This is a genomic window from Clostridium sp. FP2, from assembly GCF_011065955.2.
Lineage (GTDB): Bacteria > Bacillota > Clostridia > Clostridiales > Clostridiaceae > Clostridium_AD > Clostridium_AD tagluense.
The window spans coordinates 1,425,904-1,448,690 of record NZ_JAAMNI020000001.1 but is presented as its reverse complement, the minus strand read 5'-3'; the positions used below and the strand labels follow the sequence as shown (position 1 = coordinate 1,448,690).

17 protein-coding genes and 1 other annotated feature are annotated in these 22,787 nt (G+C 30.8%); of the genes, 8 read left to right on the top strand and 9 right to left on the bottom strand.

The window, feature by feature from the left end; genetic code table 11:
- Nucleotide 1: 1 nt before the first annotated feature.
- Entirely contained in the window at nucleotides 2–679 is a 678-nt protein-coding gene (locus G9F71_RS06720) for a GNAT family N-acetyltransferase (protein ID WP_164951253.1), read from the top strand.
- Here the strand turns inward: G9F71_RS06720 and G9F71_RS06715 are convergent.
- The 4 genes from G9F71_RS06715 to G9F71_RS27560 all read right to left on the bottom strand — a co-directional run bounded on the left by G9F71_RS06715 (nucleotide 672) and on the right by G9F71_RS27560 (nucleotide 4,881).
- Entirely contained in the window at nucleotides 672–1,265 is a 594-nt protein-coding gene (locus G9F71_RS06715) for an ArsR/SmtB family transcription factor (protein ID WP_164951252.1), read from the bottom strand. The two genes, G9F71_RS06720 and G9F71_RS06715, sit on opposite strands and share 8 nt — an antisense overlap.
- A gap of 151 nt (nucleotides 1,266–1,416) precedes the next feature.
- The gene (locus G9F71_RS06710; protein WP_164951251.1) at nucleotides 1,417–2,682 is read right to left on the bottom strand and encodes an MFS transporter; all 1,266 of its coding nucleotides are present in this window, start codon (nucleotides 2,680–2,682) and stop codon (nucleotides 1,417–1,419) included.
- A gap of 226 nt (nucleotides 2,683–2,908) precedes the next feature.
- The gene (locus G9F71_RS06705; RefSeq protein WP_164951250.1) at nucleotides 2,909–3,442 is read right to left on the bottom strand and encodes a GNAT family N-acetyltransferase; all 534 of its coding nucleotides are present in this window, start codon (nucleotides 3,440–3,442) and stop codon (nucleotides 2,909–2,911) included.
- A 77-nt stretch (nucleotides 3,443–3,519) separates the two neighbouring features.
- On the bottom strand, nucleotides 3,520–4,881 hold the full coding sequence (locus tag G9F71_RS27560) for a tetratricopeptide repeat protein (protein WP_164951249.1): 1,362 nt from the start codon (nucleotides 4,879–4,881) through the stop codon (nucleotides 3,520–3,522).
- Nucleotides 4,882–5,152: 271 nt separating this feature from the next.
- Between G9F71_RS27560 and G9F71_RS06690 the strand changes: the two genes are divergently transcribed.
- Complete coding sequence (locus tag G9F71_RS06690; protein ID WP_164951248.1) at nucleotides 5,153–5,323, top strand: hypothetical protein; 171 nt, start codon at nucleotides 5,153–5,155, stop codon at nucleotides 5,321–5,323.
- An 89-nt stretch (nucleotides 5,324–5,412) separates the two neighbouring features.
- On the opposite strand, the gene G9F71_RS06685 is transcribed toward G9F71_RS06690, so the two are convergent.
- Nucleotides 5,413–6,576, bottom strand: a complete 1,164-nt coding sequence (locus G9F71_RS06685) for an iron-containing alcohol dehydrogenase (protein ID WP_164951247.1) — start codon at nucleotides 6,574–6,576, stop codon at nucleotides 5,413–5,415.
- 240 nt (nucleotides 6,577–6,816) lie between these two features.
- Here G9F71_RS06685 and G9F71_RS06680 point away from each other — a divergent pair, with 240 nt between their 5' ends.
- The 3 genes from G9F71_RS06680 to G9F71_RS06670 all read left to right on the top strand — a co-directional run bounded on the left by G9F71_RS06680 (nucleotide 6,817) and on the right by G9F71_RS06670 (nucleotide 11,373).
- Nucleotides 6,817–7,527 carry an HAD family hydrolase gene (locus tag G9F71_RS06680; RefSeq protein WP_164951246.1) on the top strand — a complete coding sequence of 237 codons (711 nt, stop codon included), beginning with the start codon at nucleotides 6,817–6,819 and terminating at the stop codon, nucleotides 7,525–7,527.
- 180 nt (nucleotides 7,528–7,707) lie between these two features.
- Nucleotides 7,708–9,798, top strand: coding sequence for a helix-turn-helix domain-containing protein (locus G9F71_RS06675; RefSeq protein WP_164951245.1), 2,091 nt, complete (start codon nucleotides 7,708–7,710; stop codon nucleotides 9,796–9,798).
- A 147-nt stretch (nucleotides 9,799–9,945) separates the two neighbouring features.
- Nucleotides 9,946–11,373, top strand: coding sequence for an MATE family efflux transporter (locus tag G9F71_RS06670; RefSeq protein WP_224626233.1), 1,428 nt, complete (start codon nucleotides 9,946–9,948; stop codon nucleotides 11,371–11,373).
- 76 nt (nucleotides 11,374–11,449) lie between these two features.
- Here the strand turns inward: G9F71_RS06670 and G9F71_RS06665 are convergent, their stop codons facing one another.
- From G9F71_RS06665 to G9F71_RS06650, 4 genes are all read right to left on the bottom strand, one after another.
- Nucleotides 11,450–12,124, bottom strand: a complete 675-nt coding sequence (locus tag G9F71_RS06665; RefSeq protein WP_164951244.1) for a Type 1 glutamine amidotransferase-like domain-containing protein — start codon at nucleotides 12,122–12,124, stop codon at nucleotides 11,450–11,452.
- A gap of 106 nt (nucleotides 12,125–12,230) precedes the next feature.
- Nucleotides 12,231–12,758 (bottom strand): GNAT family N-acetyltransferase, encoded by a 528-nt coding sequence (locus G9F71_RS06660; protein WP_164951243.1) that lies wholly within the window; start codon nucleotides 12,756–12,758, stop codon nucleotides 12,231–12,233.
- A 92-nt stretch (nucleotides 12,759–12,850) separates the two neighbouring features.
- The gene (locus tag G9F71_RS06655) at nucleotides 12,851–13,633 is read right to left on the bottom strand and encodes a class I SAM-dependent methyltransferase (RefSeq protein ID WP_164951242.1); all 783 of its coding nucleotides are present in this window, start codon (nucleotides 13,631–13,633) and stop codon (nucleotides 12,851–12,853) included.
- 52 nt (nucleotides 13,634–13,685) lie between these two features.
- The gene (locus G9F71_RS06650) at nucleotides 13,686–14,189 is read right to left on the bottom strand and encodes a GNAT family N-acetyltransferase (RefSeq protein WP_164951241.1); all 504 of its coding nucleotides are present in this window, start codon (nucleotides 14,187–14,189) and stop codon (nucleotides 13,686–13,688) included.
- 930 nt (nucleotides 14,190–15,119) lie between these two features.
- Nucleotides 15,120–15,370 (top strand) — a binding site (T-box leader).
- A gap of 60 nt (nucleotides 15,371–15,430) precedes the next feature.
- Here G9F71_RS06650 and gltX point away from each other — a divergent pair.
- The 3 genes from gltX (at nucleotide 15,431) to G9F71_RS06635 (ending at nucleotide 22,750) form a co-directional block, all read left to right on the top strand.
- The gene (gene gltX / locus G9F71_RS06645) at nucleotides 15,431–17,086 is read left to right on the top strand and encodes a glutamate--tRNA ligase (protein ID WP_164951240.1); all 1,656 of its coding nucleotides are present in this window, start codon (nucleotides 15,431–15,433) and stop codon (nucleotides 17,084–17,086) included.
- Between the two features lie 308 nt (nucleotides 17,087–17,394).
- Nucleotides 17,395–20,004: a cation-translocating P-type ATPase gene (locus G9F71_RS06640; RefSeq protein ID WP_164951239.1), complete on the top strand. Its 2,610-nt coding sequence runs from the start codon at nucleotides 17,395–17,397 to the stop codon at nucleotides 20,002–20,004.
- 247 nt (nucleotides 20,005–20,251) lie between these two features.
- Nucleotides 20,252–22,750, top strand: coding sequence for an MBL fold metallo-hydrolase (locus G9F71_RS06635; protein WP_164951238.1), 2,499 nt, complete (start codon nucleotides 20,252–20,254; stop codon nucleotides 22,748–22,750).
- The last annotated feature ends 37 nt before the right edge of the window (nucleotides 22,751–22,787 follow it).

Sequence of the window (22,787 nt, the reverse complement as noted above, 5' to 3'; positions counted from 1 at the left end):
TATGTACAATTTAGAAAATTTAAATTTTGGGGGAGAATTAGAGTCAGTACTTGTGCGATATTTTAACGCATTTATGGTTTATTCAAAAGGTGATTATGATTTACAAGGGTATGTGGAGTTAATTAATAATAAAGATTTTAGCATGTTGGTTGAAAAAACTGAGGTTATCTTGAAATTTGAAGGAACATCACTCCAACTTGATCAGCCAGAACAACATCATTTTGCAGTATTAAATGACATAAATTCGGATTTCGTAATAGAAGAAACTTTGGAAGTTAAAATAGCTACTTTAGATGATATAGCTAAAATAGTAAGACTAAAAAATACAATCAAAGAATTTAGTAATGGAAATAAAAAATTCAAAGAAATTCTTATAAATAATATTAAATCAGGTACAACCCACGTATATTTTATAGAATGTGATGGTAAAATAGTTTCATATGCCCAAACTTCAGCAGAAAATAGCATATCTGCAATGGTTTTGAGTGTAATGACAGATAGAGATTATAGAGGGAAGGGATTTGCCTCTGCTTGTATAAAAATGTTATGTGATGATATGATAGCACAAGGCAAAACACTATGTTTATTTTATAGAAACCCTAAAGCGGGAGCTATTTATAGAAGATTAGGGTTTAAGGATATTGGCTTTTGGAGTATGTACCCAAATAGGGTTATTTAGGCTTAATATTACTATCATCACTTAATTTTATAAAACTCATAAAACAATGATATTTATTTACATCAGTAGCATTTTTGTCCTTAATCCCATGTTCTAAGATAAAATCTTCTATGTATTTAGAAAACTCTTTTGACTGATTCTCTGTAAGATATAAATCTGCCATAGTTAATTTACTTTCGGGTTTTTTATCATTTTTTTCACTAAGACTTATGTCTTCTAAAAAAATATTCTTGCTATTATTGTAAATTTCAGCAATCATTATTTGTGTCTCACCTAACATTACAGCTTTATAGGCATCATCTATGTTATCATCACATTTCACTTCAAAATGTGATGCTGTGGGTTCGTAATATTTAGCAATTATACCATTTATCTCTTTAGTAAATATAAGTTGTAGTATGCCTAACTTCTCCATTTTTTTCACGTGATAATATACTTTTGCCGGAACTTCATTTAAATAGTCTGCTACCTGTTTTACAGTAGCAGGTTCATTTATAGCTTGAAAAGTTTTTAGAATTCTAAATTTGTAAGGGTCAGATATTGCCTTTACCTGTTCTATGGTTGATAATATTTTTGATTCATCCATTGTATATCACCTCTAATCCTATTATAACTTATTTTTAGGTGAATCATATATAAAAAAACAATTAAGTATCTTCAAAAATTTCATACTGACTAATTTTTGAAGATACCTTAGGGGAGAAATCATCACTTTAGCAATCTATACCCTTACTCCTTTACTCAGTTGCTTCACGAAATTTTTTATTAAAAACAAGTAATAAAGATATTAAAATTATTATTATTCCCATTGCTGCAAATAAAACTGATATTGAAATATATTCACTTACAACTCCAGAAGTAGCACTTCCCAATGGAAGAGCACACATAGATACCATACCTACTACAGCAGATACACGACCTAATATTTCTCTTGGAGTTACATTTAAGAAATAGGTGGATACCGGGCTTGAAATGACCGGTACTGCCAATCCGATTAATCCAAATAATACACTTGCTAAAATGCAAGATATATTAGTATTAGTGATAACATTCCCTGGTATATAAAGTAAAGCATAATTTATACCAAGGGAAAAGAAACCTAATATAATAAGAGTTGATATTTTAAAATGGGAACCAATTTGTGCTACTAAAAATCCTCCCAGTATCATTCCTACTGTTAATGAAATTCCTAGAACACTTTGCATCTCGACACCACTTTTCAAGTTCTCTTTAACAAATGCTGGTAACATAACACCTACAGGGGAAAGACATAAGTTTATTAGTGCAAATAATATTATAATAGTACGTAATAATTTATTGTTTTTGATAAATGAAAACCCTTCTTTAAGTTCAGCAAAATAAGAGTTTAAAGTTAATTTAACAATACTGCTTATATCATTTTTCACTTTAATAAAAAGTATGAGAATAGCAGCTATAAAAAAAGTTGCTCCATCAATAAAGAATGCACCAGAAATTCCAAAAACGGTAATAATAGCCGTAGCTGCACCGAGTCCAATAAGTTCAGCAAATTTATATGCAGATGTAGATATAGCGTTAGCTGCTAAAAAAAGTTCTTTAGGTAAAAGTAGGGGTAATATAGAGCTTTGTGCAGGTGATGTAAAGCTCTCGAATGTTGAGCTTATAAATGTGAATATAAATAAATGCCACGGTCTTAATGATTTTGTCATAAATAAAAAAGCTACTATAGATACCATAATGCCTCTTCCTATATATCCTACTATTAGTACAGATTTTTTCTTTAATCTGTCTACTAATACTCCTGCAAAAACACTAAATAGAATATTGGGAACTGCATTTACAGCTAAAAGTGTACCTAGTAAAAGTTTTGAACCTGTTAAAATGTAAACCATCCATCCAAAAGCAATAGAATCCAATGAATCACCAAAACGAGATATAATATTTGCAAAGACTAAAGTTACATAACTTTTATGAGGAAGTAACTCCTTAATTCCATTTTTTTTATTTGTTACTACAGTTTCCATTTATAATACCCCCTCTAAAATTTTTTAACGTCAAAATTATTTTAACGTTAAAATAATTTTAACATCATATTATGGAAAAGTAAACATATAATTCAATATTCTATAATTTATTTTTCAAAACAAAAAACCATAAGGTACAAGTACCTACATGGTTTTATCTATCGTTAAGGTATATGAAATGCCCCCATTTTTATTAGTTCATCTTAACTAATCTTTCACAAAATTTTTATTTAACAAGCCTCCACCATACTAGTTCCTCTACTTCTCCCTCATCTGATGTTTTAACACTTTCCTTATATTTAATAAATCCATTTTTCTCTAATACTCTATGAGATGCAATATTAGTTTTTTCAGTATCCGCTACAATTGATAAGGCTTTGGGATTTGTAAATATCCATTTTATTAATCCTTCTACGGCTTCAGTCATATATCCTTTGTTTTGGAAAGTTTCATTTGTACCGTAACCTATTATGACCTCACCCTTTTCATTGGGATAACCTTTTATCATAAGACTTGCTATCTCACGATTTTCCTCTTTGCATATGACAATCCATAAGGTTTCCCACAAATATCGCTCCTTATTTTCAGAAACCTTTTTAAATCTATATTGAAAAGCACCTTTAATATTTTCATCCCATATCTTGTTAGTTATTTTCAAGCCTAAATTTTCTTCCATTTCATTAGAATTTTCTATATATAATCTATAATTTTCAATATCTAATGGTATAATTTTTAGTCTTTGAGTAGTTACTTCTATCATTTATTTTCCCCCAAGTTTTTCTATTTTGTTACATGTATATTTTTGCATACATTATATAGTTGAATCAAGGGAAAGAATTATATATTCTTACCACAACATTTTTTATATTTTTTCCCACTTCCACAGGGACATGGGTCATTTCTTCCTGTTTTCTCTTCTTCTCTAACAAAGGGTTCTTCTATCTCTTCATCAAAACTATCCACATCTAAATCATACTGATCTATCATTTCATTTGAAAAACCCATTTTATTAAATTCTTTTTCATGTTTTTCTAGCAATTTCTGTGAATTTTCACTATTCAAAATAGCTTCAAAAAATCCCTCTTTCACTTTATAAAGCTCTGGATAATATTTTTTTATTCTTTTTATATCACTTACATATTTTTCACACTCAATTAACAATGACGTCTCAATCATAGTCTTATAATCCTTATGCTCTTCCTTTTTCATATCCATTGCATCTATAGGAACAACTTCCATTGCTATAAGGGTTACAATATCCTCATGAAATCTGTCATCTTCTGAAAACGCCTCAAAGGGCACTTGAATTTTTTCAAATTCACTAAATTCATCTTTTAATGTTAGAATACTTTTGTCTCCCGGTCTTAATCTTAAGGCTGTCTCAGCCACAACTATAGCCTCAGTAGTCAGTCCACTACCTATAATCAATTTAGACACTTCAACAAGATCCCATGCCACATTTTCTCTAAGTTCATCCTTTTGCATAGCAACATTTATAAGCTTGTCTAAATCCTCCATCATCTCTTCCTGTGAATCTGTTTCCACATCTATAAATATAATTTTAAAATAAAGACTAGTAATATCCATTTCTTTTGAAGAACCTATTTCTATAGTCTTGTTTAAAGTCTTCTTAGCCTCCCTAGGTAAATCACTTTGGATATATGCTTCACTAAGTCCAAACCATAATGAAATATTCTCATCATCTTGTTTTATTGCACTTTCAAAAGCTTTAATAGCTTTTTTATTATACTTTCTTTGAATATAAGCATAAGCCAAATGCCCTCTAAATCCAGCATTATCAGGTTCCTTTTTTACAAGATCCTCATATATTTTGACTGCCTTCCCGCTGTTACCATTGGTTATATATACTTCACCCAGTAAACTTTTAGGTATTAAAAGCTCTGGCTGCCTAATCAAAATATCTTCTAAAATACTTATAGCTTTTGATATCTCATTTTCTTCTAAAAATTTCTTAGCACGCTCAAGGTCTATGTGAGTCATGTTTGACATTGATGCAAGCATGTCATATTCTTTTTTAGTTTTTTCATTACTTAAGGTTTCATATGCCCTTCCTATTTCCATAAATTCATTTGGATATCTATCTGGTAGATACCTTCTTGCCATTTGAAAATATGCTTTTTTAATCTCATTTGCGGGTGTATCAGATGAACTATCTAATATTTTGTCATAATCTTTCATTTTAATTTTCTCCTTTTGATTTTCGTAAAATTATTATAATTAGTCTCCTGTATCAAATACCTATCATTCTGACTAATTATTTTGAAAGGAGCTTTAGGCGGACAATTTACTAAAAACTTTTCCAAATTTCTTAAATATATCATCTTGACCATTAACTTCTATTCTTTTCTTCCTATAATTTAAGGACTTTTAAAACGCCCCTAACTATAATAACATAATCCAAGCATATTATTATCAATAACAGATAGATTATATCTCTAACAGAGGGATTATGTTCTATGAGGAGCTTTACCTTCTTAAATCAGAAACAGAAAAGGCAAGGATAGCCACAGGCAACAAATATTTAAAATTTGATGAAGAAGATGGTGTGAAACCTTTTAATAAACGAGCATACTTATTAGACCAACCCATCGTTAAAAATATAAAAACTCCAAAATCTTAATACTTCTAAGATTTTGGAGCTTTTTATACTTTGGTATTTCCCAAAAATCACTAGTCATTATACTAGTCTATTTTTTCATATGCAGTATATTATAATGCTGCTCTAAATATACTAAGCACATCTTCTGCTTCTAAAACTCTGAAATTTCCTAGTTTACCTCTTCTTATAGATTGCTTTGCCATTTCCTCTAATTTTTCTTCATTGATGCCAACTTCCTTTAATGAAGAAGGAATTCCTAAGGAATTATAGTATTCTCTTGTTTTTTCAATTGCTGCGTTAGCTATTGCATATTTTTCTCCATTTTCGTCAATATTCCAAACATTTACTCCATATTCAACAAATTTATCTAAAGTTGCATCATTTAAAATGTATTTCATCCAGTGTGGTGTTAAAATTGCAAGACCCACTCCATGAGTAATATCATAGTATGCACTTAATTCATGTTCCATTGCATGAACACTCCACTCTGTTTCTTTACCGTAGCTTATAAGTCCATTTATTGCTAGACTTGAAGTCCACATTAAATTAGATCTTGCTTCATAATTTTCTGGATCTTTTAGAGCTATTGGACCATATTTTATACAAGTTTTAAGCATTCCCTCAGCCATTCTATTTTGCAAAAATGCTTCTTTTGTACTGCTAAAATATACCTCAAAAATATGACTAGTTATATCTGCAGTACCTGCTGCTGTTTGTTTTACAGGCAATGTGAAGGTATAAGTAGGATCTAATATAGAGAACTTAGGTGCCATATCTTCATGTCCTGTAGCTAATTTTTCCTTTGTTTCAAAGTTTGTAATTACAGCTCCTGCATTCATTTCCGAACCAGTGGCCGCTAGTGTTAATATAGTAGCAAGTGGAAGCACCTTTTTAATTTTACTTGGATCCAGCACTATATCCCATGCATCTCCTTCATAGTAGTAAGCTGCTGCTATAACCTTTGCACAGTCAATAGAGCTTCCGCCGCCTACTGCAAGTATAAGGTCTATTTTATTATCACGGCAAAGCTGAGCGCCTTTTCTTACGCTGGTTACTCTTGGGTTTGGTTCTACTCCTGCAAGTTCCCAAAAACTAATATTATTAGCTTTTAATATTCCAGTAATTTTGTCATGTAATCCACTTTTCTTTATGCTACCGCCTCCGTAAACAAGCAATACCTTAGAACCGTAGTTTTTTATTTCCCTAGCAAGTACATTTATTTTGTCTTTACCGAAAAACACCTTAGTTGGAATTGAATAATTAAAATTTTTCATTAATAATCTCTCCTTTTATTTTTAAACAAAGGGCATCCTCTCCCTTTATTACAATTTTTATTGTACAACTTTAATTTTACCACTATAATCATTCAATGCAAGTACACACTTTTTTAACATATAGTTACTATAATGATACCGATATTTTTCATTGACAAAATTCGAAATTAAACATAATATTTCTTTATTGCCTATAATATAAAAAATTAATAATTATTTAAATTTAAGGGGTGTAAATAAATGAATACAATATTATTTGATCTAGATGGTACCTTACTTCCTATAGACATGATTCTATTTGAAAAACTATATTTTGAAGAGCTTTCAAAGAATTTTGCTGATATAATATCACCTAGTGAACTAGCTAAGAATATATGGAGTTCTACCAAAATCATGGTAGAAAACACAGAATATAAAACTAATGAAGAAATATTCATGGCTGACTTTACTACTAGAATGAATATGGAGCTTCCAGCGCTGCAAAAACGATTTGATGATTTTTATGATACAAGTTTTTTAAAAATCAAAGAATATGCACAAGATATTCAGTGTATAAAAGAAAGTGTTAAAATATTAAAATCAAAGGGTTATACTGTTGCACTTGCCACTAATCCCCTATTTCCTGAAAAAGCTATTCATCATAGAATACATTGGGCAGGTTTTCAGCCAGAAGATTTTTCATATGTCTCAACCTTTGAGAAAAATCATTATTGCAAGCCACAATTAAAGTATTATGAAGAGATCTTAAAAGATATAGAAAAAAAGCCTTATGACTGTTTAATGGTAGGAAATGATGTTCAAGAAGACTTAATAGCTAAAAAACTTGGACTAAAGACATATTTAATAACAAATAATTTACTACATAGGACTGGTGAAGAAATAATAACTGACTATTCAGGTGAATACGAAGATTTTTATGAATACGTAAAAGACTTACCAGCTCTTAATTAAAAAAGTCAGTGAGGGTTAACAATTTTAAAAGAAATTGTTAACCCTCACTATTTAAAATTTTTACTTCAAACTTTCCACTTACAATATGGGTGGCACTTTTTAATCCATGATGTATAATATATATATATCAAACTTGCCACTTGCCACGTGGGTGGCACCAAAGGCACTAAAGGAGATTAAATGAGAAAAGAATATATAAGTTATACAAATGATTTACCTTTAAACATCTCTCTAGAAAGTGTAACGGACTATCCAATACATTGGCATAATTCTATAGAAATAATTTTTGTACTTGAGGGCAGCGTTAATGTACTTATAGAGTCAGGAAATTATGAAGTATACGAGCGTGAAATTGAGATTGTAAATTGTGATGAAGCCCATAGAATTTATTCAGATGTAAATAATAAGGTTTTAATTTTTCACCTGGACCCTTTATTTTTCGAAAAGTATTATGATGATATGAAAAATATTTATTTTTATACAAACTCTAGTGAAGAAGGCGCACAACAAGAAGCAAAGTATGATGTTCTTAGGAAATACTTATCTATTCTAGCTTGCGAAATAATACAAAAAAGTGAAAACTTTGATGATCAAATAGAGGCTGTTTTAGTAAAGTTATTATTCCATTTAATAAACAAATTTCACTATCTTAATTATGATGAAAAAGACTTAAAAGAAAATGTAATACAATTTCAAAGGTATCATAGGATTAGAAAGTACATCTATAATAACTATATGAATAAAATTAGTTTACAGGATATAGCAAGCCAAGAATATTTAAGTTCTTATTATTTATCTCATCAAATAAAAGAAATGGCTGGAACAAATTTTGGTGAACTCGTAAATATTGTACGGGTTGATGAATCTATTAAATTACTATTAGATACAGATAAAACTATCTCAGATATTTCTCTGGATGTTGGTTTTTCTCATGCTAGATATTACAATAAGAGCTTTAAAGATCATTATAATTGTACTCCACTACAATTCAGAAAAAAATATCATGTACCAGAGGAAGAATTTGATAGTTTCAAAAAAATGGATACACATGATTTATCTCAAACACTGAAATATATAGCTTATTATTTAGAAGATTATGATAGATTCAACTATACTAACAAAATTATAAAAATCCAAACGGACTCTCTGCTACCAAGTACAACCCTAGAACATAGATGGAAGGAAAAAATAAATTTGGGGCAAGCAGAGGAACTTGTTAAAGCAGGGGAACAAGGATATCTGAGATCTATTCAAGAAGCTATAGGCTTTGAAAATGGTATAGTTCAGAACTTATTTGGAAAAGGGATGAAAGTATATTTTAATGAAAATGTAAAATTTTTAAATTGGAATGAAGTTGAAAAACTATTAGAATTTTTAATGGATATATCCCTGGTTCCCTTAATAATTTTGAATCAAACTTTTGAAGATAAAAGCTCTTTTATAAAACTCTTAGAAAGCTTTATAATGTATTTTGCTGATATATATGGCATTGAGGTAGTTAAACTATGGAAATTCCAAGCATCAAGTGATTTATCTGTAGAGTACATAGATATTACAAGGGAAATTTTCGAAAAATATGAATTGCAGAATCTAATAGAAGATCCTTTTAATGTTCCAGAAACTATAAATACTATTTATGATTCCTCCTACATGCTTCCATACATTATTCATAATTTTATTACCAACAATAATAATAGCTTACTTACTCTAAAAGCTTTTGATACTGTAGATGAAAATTCAATTTTAAATAATGAATTATTTTTTGGTTCACCAGGTCTCCTTACTTTAAATGGAATAAGAAAAGTTTCCTACTATGCTTACTATTTATTATCGAAATTAGGAAACGAAGTTATAGACCAGGGTGATGGATACATTATCACAAGGCAAGATGAGGATATCCAGGTCCTACTTTACAGTTACAGTGATGAACTTAATAGTCTAATCAAGTTGGAAGATTTGTCCAAAGGTAAGGGTAGTAAAAATATTACTGAGAGGAAGATATCCTTATCCATTAAAAATTTAGTTAATGACTATAAAGTTATTAAATATGAAATTGGTGAAAATTTCGGGTCAGCTTATGATATCTGGTTACGTATGGGTAAGCCAAAAAGGCTTGGTTATGACGAATGGAAAATTTTAACTAAGATTTCCACTCCTAACGTTTCTCTATCCTATGCTAAAAAAACAGCAGTTTATAATAATATAATAAAGATAGAAGGCTATGGTTCCACACTAATAGTTCTTCAAAAAGTACAAAAACACCTATTTTAAGGTGTTTTTTTGTTATTTAGGTATTATAGAAAGTTACATGTTAGCAATTTTGTACTTCTTATCTAGCAACCCTGTGAATGCTAATATATTCTTAATAGCGTAGAATAATACTATGGAAACAAAAATTTTTAAGGAGACGTGAATTTCATGACAATGGGTAACGTGGCAGAAAGTAATAGATCATTTGGCGAGGAGAAAATAGGAAAACTATTGTTAAAATTTTCTGTACCAGCAATAATTTCTTTAATGGTAGCAGAAATGTACAACATGGTGGATTCTATGTTTTTAGGTAAAGCAATAGGAGCTGATGCTATTGGTGCTTTAACTATAGCCTTTCCAATTCAAAGATTATTTTTAGCTATATCTATGCTTATAGCTGTTGGTGCTTCTACCTCAGTGGCAAGAAGCTGTGGAGACGAAGATTTTGAAAATCTTAGAACTATAATACCTAATGCTATAGTTCTAATGCTTATAATGGTATCTATAATTGGTACTAGTATTTTTATTTTTCAGGATAAAATTTTAATGAATTTAGGTGCTTCGGAAAAGATATTCCCTCTTGCAAAAGATTATGTGAGTATAATATTAATTGGTGTGCTATTTCAATCCTTTACAATAATTGCATCTTATATTATAACTGCCTTTGGTAACACTAAAATAGTTTTATTTAGTACCTGTATTGGAGCAATTTGTAATGTAATTATAGATTATCTTCTAATAAACGTATTTTCCTATGGAGTAAAAGGAGCTGCTATAGCTACAGTAATATCTCAGATAATAGGTTTTATATATGTTCTAACTGTATTTATGAAAATAAAGAAGGAGTTAAATTTTTCTATTAAACTAACTCTTAATAAAGCAGTATCACTTGGAATAGTATATGTTGGGTTTTCAACATTTATAATAGAAATCTCAGATGCAGTGGTAGCTGCTATATTAAACAATTTGCTATCCTCCTATGGCGGAGATTTAGCAATTGTAACAGTTGGTTTAACTACAAGGGTTTCAATGTTTTTATTTATGACAGTAATGGGTATAAGCTCAGCTATGCAACCTATAGCTGCTTATAATTATGGTGCTGGAAATTATACCAGATTAAAAGAAGTTGTTAAAACAGCTATAATTGCAGTGTCTGTAAGTTCAACTATATTGTGGGCAATATTTATGATTTTTGCAGAATCACTTATAGGCATATTTATAAGTGATAATGCTATTATAGTAGGAACAGCAAAGGCTTTTAGAATGGTTATAGCTGTATTCCCTTGCCTTGGAATATATTATCTGTCAATCTCATATTGCCAAGCTATAAATAGAGTTAAAGCATCTTTCAAGTTATCTATTTACAGGCAAATAGTAGTATTTATTCCACTAGTATATGCGCTTGTAGTGGGTTTAGACATGGGAGTCTTTGGAGCATGGCTTGCCTATCCCATATCTGATGTAATATCTTTTATTACAGCTGCTATATTCATTAAATATACTTATACCTCTTTAGAAATACTAGAAATGCATCAAATTTATAAGAAAAACAAGGCTAAACTTATTAAATCTAGACTTGCTCCTGCAGGTATTTAAAAAATCTATGTTTAAGTCATTTGAAAAAGAACAGACTAGTCAACTTGGCTAGTCTGTTCTTTTTCAAATGCTTTATTTAAATTATTATATGGTCTTTTTCGTAAGCTTTCATTATTTCACCCTGTTTTATCATTTTTATATCCCCATAAAAGTGTACTTTATTATCCATTACAATGATTCCATCGCCGTCATTACATGCATAAACTGTATTACCAGTATTTTTAGAATGTTCTTTTAAATCTTCTAAATAATTACTATCTTGATTCCAATGTGGCATAAAATCAAAATCAACTAAAGCTAAAGATGACAAATCCGATAGTCCAACTATATCCTTATCACCAAATTTTGCGGAGGATATGTCTTTTGACATAAGTATTGCCCCTGCACTTAATCCTATAATATGTCCTCCATTCTCAACATACTTTCTAAGTCTAGTTATTAGATACCTCTTTTTTAAGTTATTTAAAAAGTAATAGGTATTTCCACCTGATAGATATATTATTTCTGATTCAAATATCTTTTCTATTTTTTCAATATTACAAAAGTCATCGATATCAAAATAATCAAATTGAAAATTCCCATATTTACTTAATTCCATTTTTGCTTGTTCAAAGTATTTTAGTTTTATATCCGACATTGAAGGTATATAGCTTATTGTATATTTCTTATCTAAAAATATTTCTTGCATTTTTCGTTTCAAATTCACGTTATCATTTTCAGTAAAATCACTGAGCAGAATTAAGGCTCCCATATTATTATCATCTCACTTCCTCATTAATCCTTAGGTCTTGCTGCTGATGCCTATTAATTCATCACCTACTGTGATGAATTATCCTCAAAACAAAAATACCCTTTTATTAAAAATATTCTTCGCTTAAAAGTCCCATAACAATTTCATCATAATACTTTCCATCTCTGAATATTTCTTTTCTTAGTCTGCCTTCTTGTTTAAATCCACATTTTTCATAGCATCTAATTGCACGTTCATTAAAGGAATATACGTTCAATTTAATTTTGTGTATATTCATTTGCTCAAAAATAAACCTAATTAAAACCTTCATTGCATCAGTGCCATAGCCCTTACTCCAATAATCTTTATCCCCGATGAATATACCTACAACTATCACGCTGTTTTTCCAATCTATATCGTTTATCCCGCAACCACCTATATATTTGTTATCCTCTAATGTCTCTATTGCAAAACTGTATTTTTCCTTCGTACCTGACATCCCTTCAAACCATTTTTGTTCATCTTCAAAGGTAAATAAATAAGGAATTCCTGGGTGTAAGAGTCTCTTTACCTCAGGATCATTTATAAAATTTTGAGCTTGTTTCACATCTTCTTTTTTATACTCTCTTAATCTGATTTTTTTACCTGTATACATAGTTATTTCCCTCCTGTATTCCTTAATAGTACATAACAATTATCAATTGTTATATCTCGTGTAGCCTATTATTAACAGGTACACCTCTAAACTTATATTTTTTCACATATATATAATCCATGTTGACTATATCCAATTAAACTGCTATCACTACATGTCATTAAGTGATATTCCATCCACTTTTCAAATTCCGCTCCGTTAAATTCGTTTAATTTATCACTAAACAGACCCACCAATCCATCAGTTCCAATATGACTAATCTTTGTTATATTAAAACTATCCATTAAATTTTCTATATCATAATATTTGGAATAGTAAAAGCAGTCTCTTTCATCACCATATTCTAATCCTGTTTTTACAATATTGTTCAAGCCCTCATCATTAATATTTTCTTTTTTTCTATTTATCATATTAACAAAAGTTGAAAATCTATTGATATAAGCAACTGCTAAAATTCCACCACTTTTTAATACCCTTAAGCATTCATCTAAACATTGTATTTTTTCTTCTTCCACACTAAAATGATAAAGTGGTCCAAGACATAAAACTACATCGTAACTATTATCTTTAAAACCACTTAAATTCTTAGCATCTCCAAGTACAATATTTATATCTAAGTCTTTATGGTTTGCTTTCTCTTTCATAATCTCAATATGCTTTGGCGTTATATCTAACGCAGTAACACTATGGCCTTTTTCTGCAAGACAAAATGAATATCTTCCTGTTCCTGCACCAACTTCTAGAATCCTTGCACCTGGTTTAACAATCTTATCTAAGTAATGCATAGTTGTAATAAACTCTATTTTATGTGCATTATCCTTAACAAGTCTCACTTCCTCATCATAGTTTTCATAATATTCTAATATACTTTTCATTATACTCCCCCTTAAACTGTACTTTTCAAAGAAATTAAAGTTAACTATAATTCTATATATTATATCTTGCCATTAGATACTCATCATCATATTTACCATTTCTGATTATTGCGTATTTTTTTGTGCCTTCTATTGCAAACCCTAGAGATTTATATAGATTTATTGCCTTTTCATTATCCGTAAAAACGCCCAATTCAATTCTAATAAGCATCAACCAATTATCGCCTATATCAATTAAATTGTTCATTAGAGCTCTACCTATTCCCATTCTATGATATTCTTTCCTAACCATTAATCCAATGCTTGCGGAATGTCTTACTCTATTTGATTTATTTACTGACAGAGATGCAACTCCAACTACCCTTTTAACCCCATCTTCTTCTACCTCTGCTACTAGCATATGGTCATTATCTGTAAGTCCCTTTATGAAGCCCTCAGTTCTTGTAACTCTTTCACTAGTTATACCCATTATGTTTTCTCGAACTCCATCCTGGCGGCGCAACTCATTTATAAATACTGCATCTTCAATTTTTACTGGTCTAATACTAAAATTCATACCTCAATCCCCCCTATATTCTCTCTGAAGTAGATAGCAATTGTTAATTGTTACTACTTAATTATAAAACAAAAAAACTCCACGAAATCACTTTGGAAGTGACTCCGTAGAGTTATCTACGTGTAGGAAAGTCCCTGTACCGCTAACATTTTGTTAGGTACACTCACTGTATATGTTATATATTATTACATTATCAATATATTGTCAATATGAAATTCATAAAAAGCGCAAAATATTCTCACTAGTATGTCGCCATCTTGCCACGTGGTGCACTTATTCCTTAGTTTGAATGAAAATATGGACCACAAGTTACTCTTTCATGTGTTAACACATAAGTCCAACTGAAACTCCCACACATAAATGAATGGGGTTCTTGAATACTAAATAACTTCTTTTATACTCTCATTTATAATAAAAACTATAAATTACAACATATAAAAACTAATTATTTTCTTCAAGAATTTCACTATCAAGCATCACAATTGACACATTAACGATAGTATATGGCTCGTTTCAAAACCTAAGTATATTATATCGTACTAACATAACCATGTCTAATGGTATATTTTAGTAGTGCTATCCATACCACACCTAAAGAGAGTGGCCTTTCCGCACAAGTTCTTTGTAATCTTTCATATTTACATACTTATTATTATTCACAGCCTTTATTATATTAATTGAAATTTCCATAAACCCTCCATTTCGCATATTATGATTCTACTTTCAGACTAATTAAATAATATAAAACCATTATTTGCTTATTTAAATATACAGAATATTAATACAAACATCAAGTATTTAACAAAACTACATATAAATTCTTAAAGCCCACTTTAAAGGATTCTATGAAAAAAGCTCCATCATAAAATCTTGTATGTTGACATTATAAATAATGAATGTATAATTGTAATTGAATAATAAAATTTAAACATAAATGCAATGAAAGAGAAAAGTAAGTATATTTCAATTTAAAGAGAACCAATGATGGTGGAAATTTGGTATTTGAAACTACAGAAAGAAGCCCTGGAGCATTGGACTGAAACATTTGAGTAAGTCCAACGGTAGCTTTCCGTTATAAAAGTACAGTATGATTTATACTGTTAATAAGTGGATTTAGGTATTGCAAGATGCCTTTACATCAATTTAGGTGGTACCGCGGAAGTTTACCTTTCGTCCTATATAGTATAGGATGAGAGGTTTTTTTTGCGATTAAATAATATTAACAAGAAAGGATGATTAAAATGGATTGTTTAAAATTAGCAGATTTACTGCTTCCTAGCATTGACAAAACTCCAGAATACTATTCTAATCTCTACCCAGAAAGAAACCTTAAACAAGGTGCTATGGTTACAAGATATGCACCTAGCCCAACTGGTTTTCAGCATCTTGGAGGGGTATTCGCGGCGCTTATATCTGAGAGAGTGGCTCATCAAAGTGAAGGAATATTCTATTTTAGAGTAGAAGACACTGATAAAAAAAGAGAGGTAGTTGGTGCCATTGAAGATAGCACTAACACCTTACGCGATTTTGGAATTTATTTTGATGAAGGAGTTGTGGATTCTAATAGTGAAAAAGGTGCTTATGGACCTTATAAACAAAGTGACAGAATGGAAATATATCATACCTTCGTAAAAGATTTGATAAAAAAAGGTTTAGCTTATCCCTGCTTTTGCACAGAAGAAGAATTAAATGCCACAAGGGAAATTCAGCAAGAGCAAAAAATCAATACAGGATATCATGGAAAATGGGCTATCCACAGAAATGCTAGTTTCCATGAAATTAATGAAAATTTATCAAAGGGCAAACCTTTTGTTATAAGACTTAAATCCCCTGGGGACCCAAATAAAAGAGTAATTTGTAATGATTTAATTAAAGGAAGTATAAGTATGCCAGAAAATGATCAAGATATTGTAATACTTAAAACCAATGGACTTCCAACCTACCATTTTGCTCATGCTGTAGATGATTATTTAATGAGAACAACCCATGTAATACGTGGTGAAGAATGGCTTTCTTCTCTTCCTATACATTTGCAATTATTTGAAGTGTTAGGCTGCGCTGCTCCAAACTATGCTCATATACCTGTCATAATGAAAATGGACGGAACATCAAAACGTAAGCTTAGTAAAAGAAAAGACCCTGAAATTCGCGTAGATTTTTATAAAGCAGAGGGATATCCTCTTATATCTGTAACTGAGTATCTTATAAACTTGGTTAACTCTAATTTTCAAGACTGGAGAACAGACCATGCAGATGAGCCTTGTACGAGTTTTACTATTTCCCTTGAAAATATGAGCAAAAGCGGTGCACTATTTGATATTTTAAAACTTAACGATATGAGTAAAAATATTATAGCTACTATGAGCGCAGGTACAGTTTATGACTTATACCTTGCTTGGGCTAAAGAAAACGATACTGCAACTTCCGATATACTTATCAAACATGAGGATTATGCAAAACAAATATTTAATATTGAAAGAGAAAATGAAAAGCCAAGAAAAGATTTTGTAAAATGGCTAGATGTAAAAGAACATATTGAATATTTCTTCGATGATTTTTATAAAAATAGTATTAGTGCTGGCACTAATTTCCCTGAACAAATAACAATGGAAGACGTGAAAATAATCCTTAGGGACTATATATCTATATATAATCATTGTGATGATGCGGATACTTGGTTTTCACGTGTTAAAGAACTTTCTGAAAAACTTGGATATGCAAAAAACGGAAGAGTTTATAAAAAGAATCCCGAATTATATAAAGGTTTAATTTCTGATGTTGCAACCGTTATTAGAGTTGCTTTAACTAACAGAACACAAACTCAGGATTTATATGAAGTAATGCAAGTTATGGGTGAAAACCGTGTTATTGAAAGATTAAGTCAAGATTTTATTTAATAAATAAAATCTATATTCATTGACAAATATATCAAAACACATTAATATATTAAATATAGAGATTATGTACGGATTTCAAAATAATATATGTAGAGGGAGTAACTTCCTGCTTTTTTAAGCAGAATCAAAGTCGTCACCACGGATTAAATCCCGGCTTTGATAACTTCTAAAGTTTAGTAAGACTCTACGGTTGGTATTTATGCCAACTGTAGAGCCTTTTTATTTTACCCTGTTATTATAATCAATAAGTTTTATCTATACTAAAGGAATTGACACCATAAAAATAACCATTACGAGGGGGAATATTAATGAACATGTTTTATAAACAAACATCAGAAGAGGCGATGAGAACTCTGGGAGTTAGTGACAAAGGACTAAATGATCTTGAAATAAAAAAACGAAGAGAAAAGCAGGGCTTTAATGAATTAACTGAAGGCGCTAGAAAAAGTAACCTACAGGTATTCCTAGAACAGTTTAAGGACTTTTTAGTAGTAATACTTTTAGGTGCCGCTCTTATATCAGCCTTCCTTGGTAAGTTTGAGAGTACACTTGTTATAATTGTAGTTGTTGTTATAAATGCTATTCTTGGAACTGTTCAGCATGTTAAAGCAGAACAATCTTTAAAAAGTCTTAAGGCCCTGTCCTCTCCTACAGCCAAGGTTTTAAGAAATGGAGAAAAACTAGAAATCCCTTCAAGAGAATTGTTGACCTCCGATATCTTATATTTAGATGCAGGCGACTATGTAAGTGCCGATGGACGAATAATTGAAAACTACAGTCTTCAGATAAATGAAAGTTCATTAACAGGTGAGTCTGAAAGTGTTTTAAAGACAACTGATATAATAAATGAAGATAATGTAGCAATCGGTGATAAAAAAAATATGGTGTTTTCCGGAAGCTTTGTAACCTATGGAAGAGCTTTAATTTTAGTTACATCTATTGGAATGGAAACAGAGCTAGGTAAAATAGCTAACCTTTTAGATACTGCAAAGGAAAAGAAGACTCCATTACAAGTTAACTTGGACAATTTCGGTAAAAAGCTTGCCTTTGTTATACTTGCAATATCAGCCCTTATTTTTATTCTTAATGTATTCAGAGGCTATGCAATTATTGATTCCTTCATGTTTGCTGTATCTCTTGCTGTTGCTGCAATACCTGAAGCATTAAGTTCAATAGTAACAATAGTTCTTGCCATTGGAACACAAAAGATGTCTCGTGAAAATGCTGTTGTAAGAAAACTTCATGCAGTTGAAAGCCTAGGGAGTATTTCAGTAATATGCTCAGACAAAACTGGAACGCTAACACAGAATAAAATGACTGTACAAAAAATATATGTTGATGAAAAAGTACTGTCTCATGATGAACTTGACCATGATAAGCTTTTGGAAAAGAATCTTGTACTAATGGCACTATTATGTAATGATGCTATAACTGTTAAAGACAAAGAGATTGGAGATCCCACTGAGGTTGCACTTGTAAACCTAGGTGAAGTATATAATTTAGACGAGCTAGATATCAGAAAAGACTATCCAAGAGTTTCTGAAGTACCCTTTGATTCTGATAGAAAGCTAATGAGTACATCAAATAAACTTGAAGACAAAACCTTTATGATAACCAAGGGTGCGCTTGATGTACTTTTATTACGATCTATAAGTATTGTTACATCAAGTGGAGTTAAAAAACTAACCGAGAATGATAAAAAAGAGATTGAAAGAATAAATAAGGAGTTTTCCGAAAGTGGACTCAGAGTTTTAGCCTTTGCTTATAAAGAAATAGAAAATGGAAAAACAATAGGTACCGACGATGAAAATGACTTAATATTTGTAGGTCTAATTTCCATGATGGACCCTCCAAGAATAGAATCTGCTACAGCAGTTGCAGACTGTATAAGGTCTGGAATTAAGCCAGTAATGATAACTGGAGATCATAAGATAACCGCCTCTGCCATAGCGAAGCAAATTGGTATATTAACTAATGAATCTGTTGCTATAGAAGGCTACGAAATTGACTCCTTAAGCGATGAAGAGCTTAAAACTAAAGTAGAACATATTTCTGTATATGCAAGAGTATCCCCTGAGCACAAGATAAGAATAGTAAGAGCATGGCAGGAAAGAGGAAATATCGTCGCAATGACCGGTGATGGCGTAAATGATGCCCCTGCACTAAAACAAGCAGATATTGGTATCGCTATGGGAATAACAGGTACTGAGGTTGCTAAAGATGCTGCTTCTATAGTACTTATGGATGATAATTTTTCAACCATTGTAAAGGCAATTTCCAATGGAAGAAGTATATACTCAAACATAAAAAATTCAATTAAGTTTTTATTATCTGGAAATACCGCAGCTGTGATTTCAGTTCTTTATACTTCACTTGCAGCGCTCCCAATGCCTTTTGCACCAGTTCATCTTCTATTTATCAACCTGGTTACAGATAGTCTTCCAGCCATTGCAATAGGACTTGAACCTCATAATAAAAATATAATGAATGAAAAACCTAGAGATATAAACTCACCTATATTAAATAAATCCTTTTCAATAGAAGTATTAATTGAAGGATTAATTATTGCACTAGGTACAATGACAGCATTCCATATAGGATTATCAACCGGCGATACCACCACCTCCAGCACAATGGCATTTGCAACACTGTGTTTTTCAAGACTGCTCCATGGATTTAACTCTAGGTCACAGGAATCCATATTTAGAATAGGAGTTTTCTCAAATAAATATTTGTGGATTGCCACCATACTCGGGTATTTACTTTTAGAATTTGTTTTAAGTTTCAAGCCACTTATGGGAGTTTTTGAGGTAGCTGCACTAACAATAAACCAACGTGCTATAGTATACGGACTATCACTTATGCCTCTAATTCTGATTCAAACATATAAACTATTATTTGTAAAAGCTAATAAGTAATATCCTATAGTCTAGAATAACCACTAAATGCTGCTGAAAGATGTTAATATCTTTCAGCAGCATTTTTATTACACAGGTGACACCATTGATAAAATATTTAACTACTTGACAATGCAAAATGCGCAGGATAATATTAACAGAGGGCAGTTTTAATAGCCTTTGGACACGATATATGTTATCTTATAAAAAATATTAGTAGAAATTTTCAAAAATAAATAATTATCTATACAAGAGGAAGTGACTTAATATGAAACTATCTTTTTTAGGTGGAGCCTATGAAATCGGTGCTAGTTGCATTTTATTTGAAATTGACAATAAAAATATATTAATGGATTCTGGCATACGTCAAAGTGCTTCTAAAGATCCCTTACCTGATTTCAGAACAATACAAGAAATGGGTGGAGTAGATGCTATTATAATTAGTCACGCCCATTTGGACCATATCGGCAGTTTGCCTATGATAAGCAAAGAATATCCTAGTGCCAGGATATATATGAATAATATGACTAAAGATTTAGTGAGAGTATTGCTATATGATAGTCTTAAAATAATGAATAACAGAGATGCTGAAATTCCACTATATGCCGAGGTAGATGTAGAAAATATGTTAAATAGAATCTTTACTGTAAATTATGAAGTGCCCTTTGAAATTCTTGATAATTTAAAGCTCACCTTCTATAATGCTGGCCATATAGCAGGCGCAAGCTGTATATATTTGCAAGGTAGTGAAGGCTCATTATTTTATAGCGGTGATTTTTCATTATTTTCTCAAAAGTCAGTAGAAGGTGCAAAAATCCCTAGACTAAGACCTGATATTGGTATTTTCGAATGCACTTATGCGGATAAACTACATTCAAATAGAGAAATTGAGGAAGATCGCCTTATAGATATTGTTAATGATTGTACTCGCAACAGCGGAAAAATGATAATTCCAGCTTTTGCCTTAGGTCGTGCGCAGGAAGTTATACTTATACTTAAAAAAGCTATGAATTCTAAGAAATTAAAAAAAGTTAATATCTACATAGATGGTATGGTAAAAGACATTAATAGAGTTTACAAGTTCAATCCCCTTTACCTTAAAAACACTTTAGGCAAAAAGGTTTTAAGAGGCGTGGAGCCTTTTTATGATGATAATATTATACCAGTAAAAAATAAAAAGCAAAGAGAAACCCTGCTTGATTCTAAAGAAAGCTGCATTATAATATCTAGTTCTGGTATGCTTACAGGAGGTCCTAGCCAGTTCTATGCTGAAAAAATTGCTGCTATGGACAATGGCTATATAGTTATAACAGGCTATCAAGATGAAGAATCTCCCGGAAGAAAACTTTTAAATTTATTAGAAACTAACAAAGAGGATAGAACTCTCGAAATAAATGGTAAAATCATTCCCGTGAAATGCAGAGTGGAAAGAGTAGGCCTATCCGCTCATGGAGATAAAAGTGAAATCCAAGCTCTCATAGCAAAACTAGCTCCTGATAATGTGTTTTTAGTCCATGGTGATAGTGAAGTTATTAATACCTTTGCAAATGAAGCTGCAAAAGATATTAGAGGAAAACTTTTCGCGCCTAAATCTGGAGAATGCTTTGACATAGAAATTAAAATTCCAAGAAAACAGTTAATCAAACAAATTCCTTTTGTGATGAAGTCAAAGGAACCTCTAAATAAAGAAAATATTAAATTACTATGGAGTTTTGTTTACGAAAAATATAGGGATAAATTTTTTACTATCGAGGAATTAACTTTCATATGGGGTGGTTCAAAAGTTCTTAAAGTCTCAGAAGTTGACAACTTTAGATTTCAACTTTTAGATTCCCCTTATTTTGAAAGTGATTTAAGACGGCTTTTCTTATTTAAAGCTAGAACTTCCGAAGACGTAAGGTTGGATTTAGAGCCTAAAACATTAAAGGCCAACGAAATAACTGCCCTAGCTTTGGAGTGTTTAAGTGCCTTTAAATATAAAAAACTAGGTTTAAATCAAGAAGAAAGAGTAGCAATTTTATATTTTGACTTTCCTAAATCAGTAGATAACTCTATCCATAAAACTATTAAAGAACTTGAAGAAAAAACAGGATGGAAATTTGAAATAAATGAGCAAATGAATTTACAGTCTTCTGATAATCTTATAAAAAGCTTATTAAAAAATGCTGATATAAAAAAAATTTCCTGTCATCTTAATGAAAATAAGATAGTAGTAGCACTAAAATCATCTTTTGAAATCTCTACCGAATTAGAGGAATTCAAGAACCTCACTGGTGTAAATTTGGTAATTCAAAGTGAAAGTAATGCCTTATCAAATTCTATGTCAACTGAGAGTGATGCTATATTCAATGAACACAACAAAGCTCCTTTAGAGCAAAATGTAGCTTTTCAGCTTATTGATGATGCTTTTATGTATGAAGAATTTAAACCTTATAAAAAAAGTATAAAGCATAACCATATTGGTAAATTTATAGAACTTACTTTTATTTCACCAATTATTGGTAGAAAATATCTTCATAAATTTGAAGCTCTATCAAAAGAAATAGCCTGGAATATAAACATAGCAACTTCTGTTAATCAAAACGCTATTATAAATTTAGCAGTGCAGCTATGCGATGAAAATAAGGTGAACTTAAAAAAGAATCCTGCCTTTAATGGTGCTGCTTTAAAAGTTATTTTAAAGTGTGAGAATATAGATGAGGATATCTTCTTCAAAATCAAAGAAACTTTTGAATATAACACAGGATGCACATTAGAACTTGGATAAAATTCAGAATAAAAAAGTAGGGTGCCATCCATCTGCA

Coding starts and splice junctions, on each gene's coding strand:
- G9F71_RS06675 (WP_164951245.1), top strand. CDS start 7,708: ATGAGAAAAGAATATATAAGTTATACAAATGATTTACCTTTAAACATC.
- G9F71_RS27560 (WP_164951249.1), bottom strand. CDS start 4,881: ATGAAAGATTATGACAAAATATTAGATAGTTCATCTGATACACCCGCA.
- G9F71_RS06715 (WP_164951252.1), bottom strand. CDS start 1,265: ATGGATGAATCAAAAATATTATCAACCATAGAACAGGTAAAGGCAATA.
- G9F71_RS06710 (WP_164951251.1), bottom strand. CDS start 2,682: ATGGAAACTGTAGTAACAAATAAAAAAAATGGAATTAAGGAGTTACTT.
- G9F71_RS06705 (WP_164951250.1), bottom strand. CDS start 3,442: ATGATAGAAGTAACTACTCAAAGACTAAAAATTATACCATTAGATATT.
- G9F71_RS06685 (WP_164951247.1), bottom strand. CDS start 6,576: ATGAAAAATTTTAATTATTCAATTCCAACTAAGGTGTTTTTCGGTAAA.
- G9F71_RS06650 (WP_164951241.1), bottom strand. CDS start 14,189: ATGAATTTTAGTATTAGACCAGTAAAAATTGAAGATGCAGTATTTATA.
- G9F71_RS06680 (WP_164951246.1), top strand. CDS start 6,817: ATGAATACAATATTATTTGATCTAGATGGTACCTTACTTCCTATAGAC.
- gltX (WP_164951240.1), top strand. CDS start 15,431: ATGGATTGTTTAAAATTAGCAGATTTACTGCTTCCTAGCATTGACAAA.
- G9F71_RS06720 (WP_164951253.1), top strand. CDS start 2: ATGTACAATTTAGAAAATTTAAATTTTGGGGGAGAATTAGAGTCAGTA.
- G9F71_RS06690 (WP_164951248.1), top strand. CDS start 5,153: ATGTTCTATGAGGAGCTTTACCTTCTTAAATCAGAAACAGAAAAGGCA.
- G9F71_RS06640 (WP_164951239.1), top strand. CDS start 17,395: ATGAACATGTTTTATAAACAAACATCAGAAGAGGCGATGAGAACTCTG.
- G9F71_RS06665 (WP_164951244.1), bottom strand. CDS start 12,124: ATGGGAGCCTTAATTCTGCTCAGTGATTTTACTGAAAATGATAACGTG.
- G9F71_RS06655 (WP_164951242.1), bottom strand. CDS start 13,633: ATGAAAAGTATATTAGAATATTATGAAAACTATGATGAGGAAGTGAGA.
- G9F71_RS06635 (WP_164951238.1), top strand. CDS start 20,252: ATGAAACTATCTTTTTTAGGTGGAGCCTATGAAATCGGTGCTAGTTGC.
- G9F71_RS06670 (WP_224626233.1), top strand. CDS start 9,946: ATGACAATGGGTAACGTGGCAGAAAGTAATAGATCATTTGGCGAGGAG.
- G9F71_RS06660 (WP_164951243.1), bottom strand. CDS start 12,758: ATGTATACAGGTAAAAAAATCAGATTAAGAGAGTATAAAAAAGAAGAT.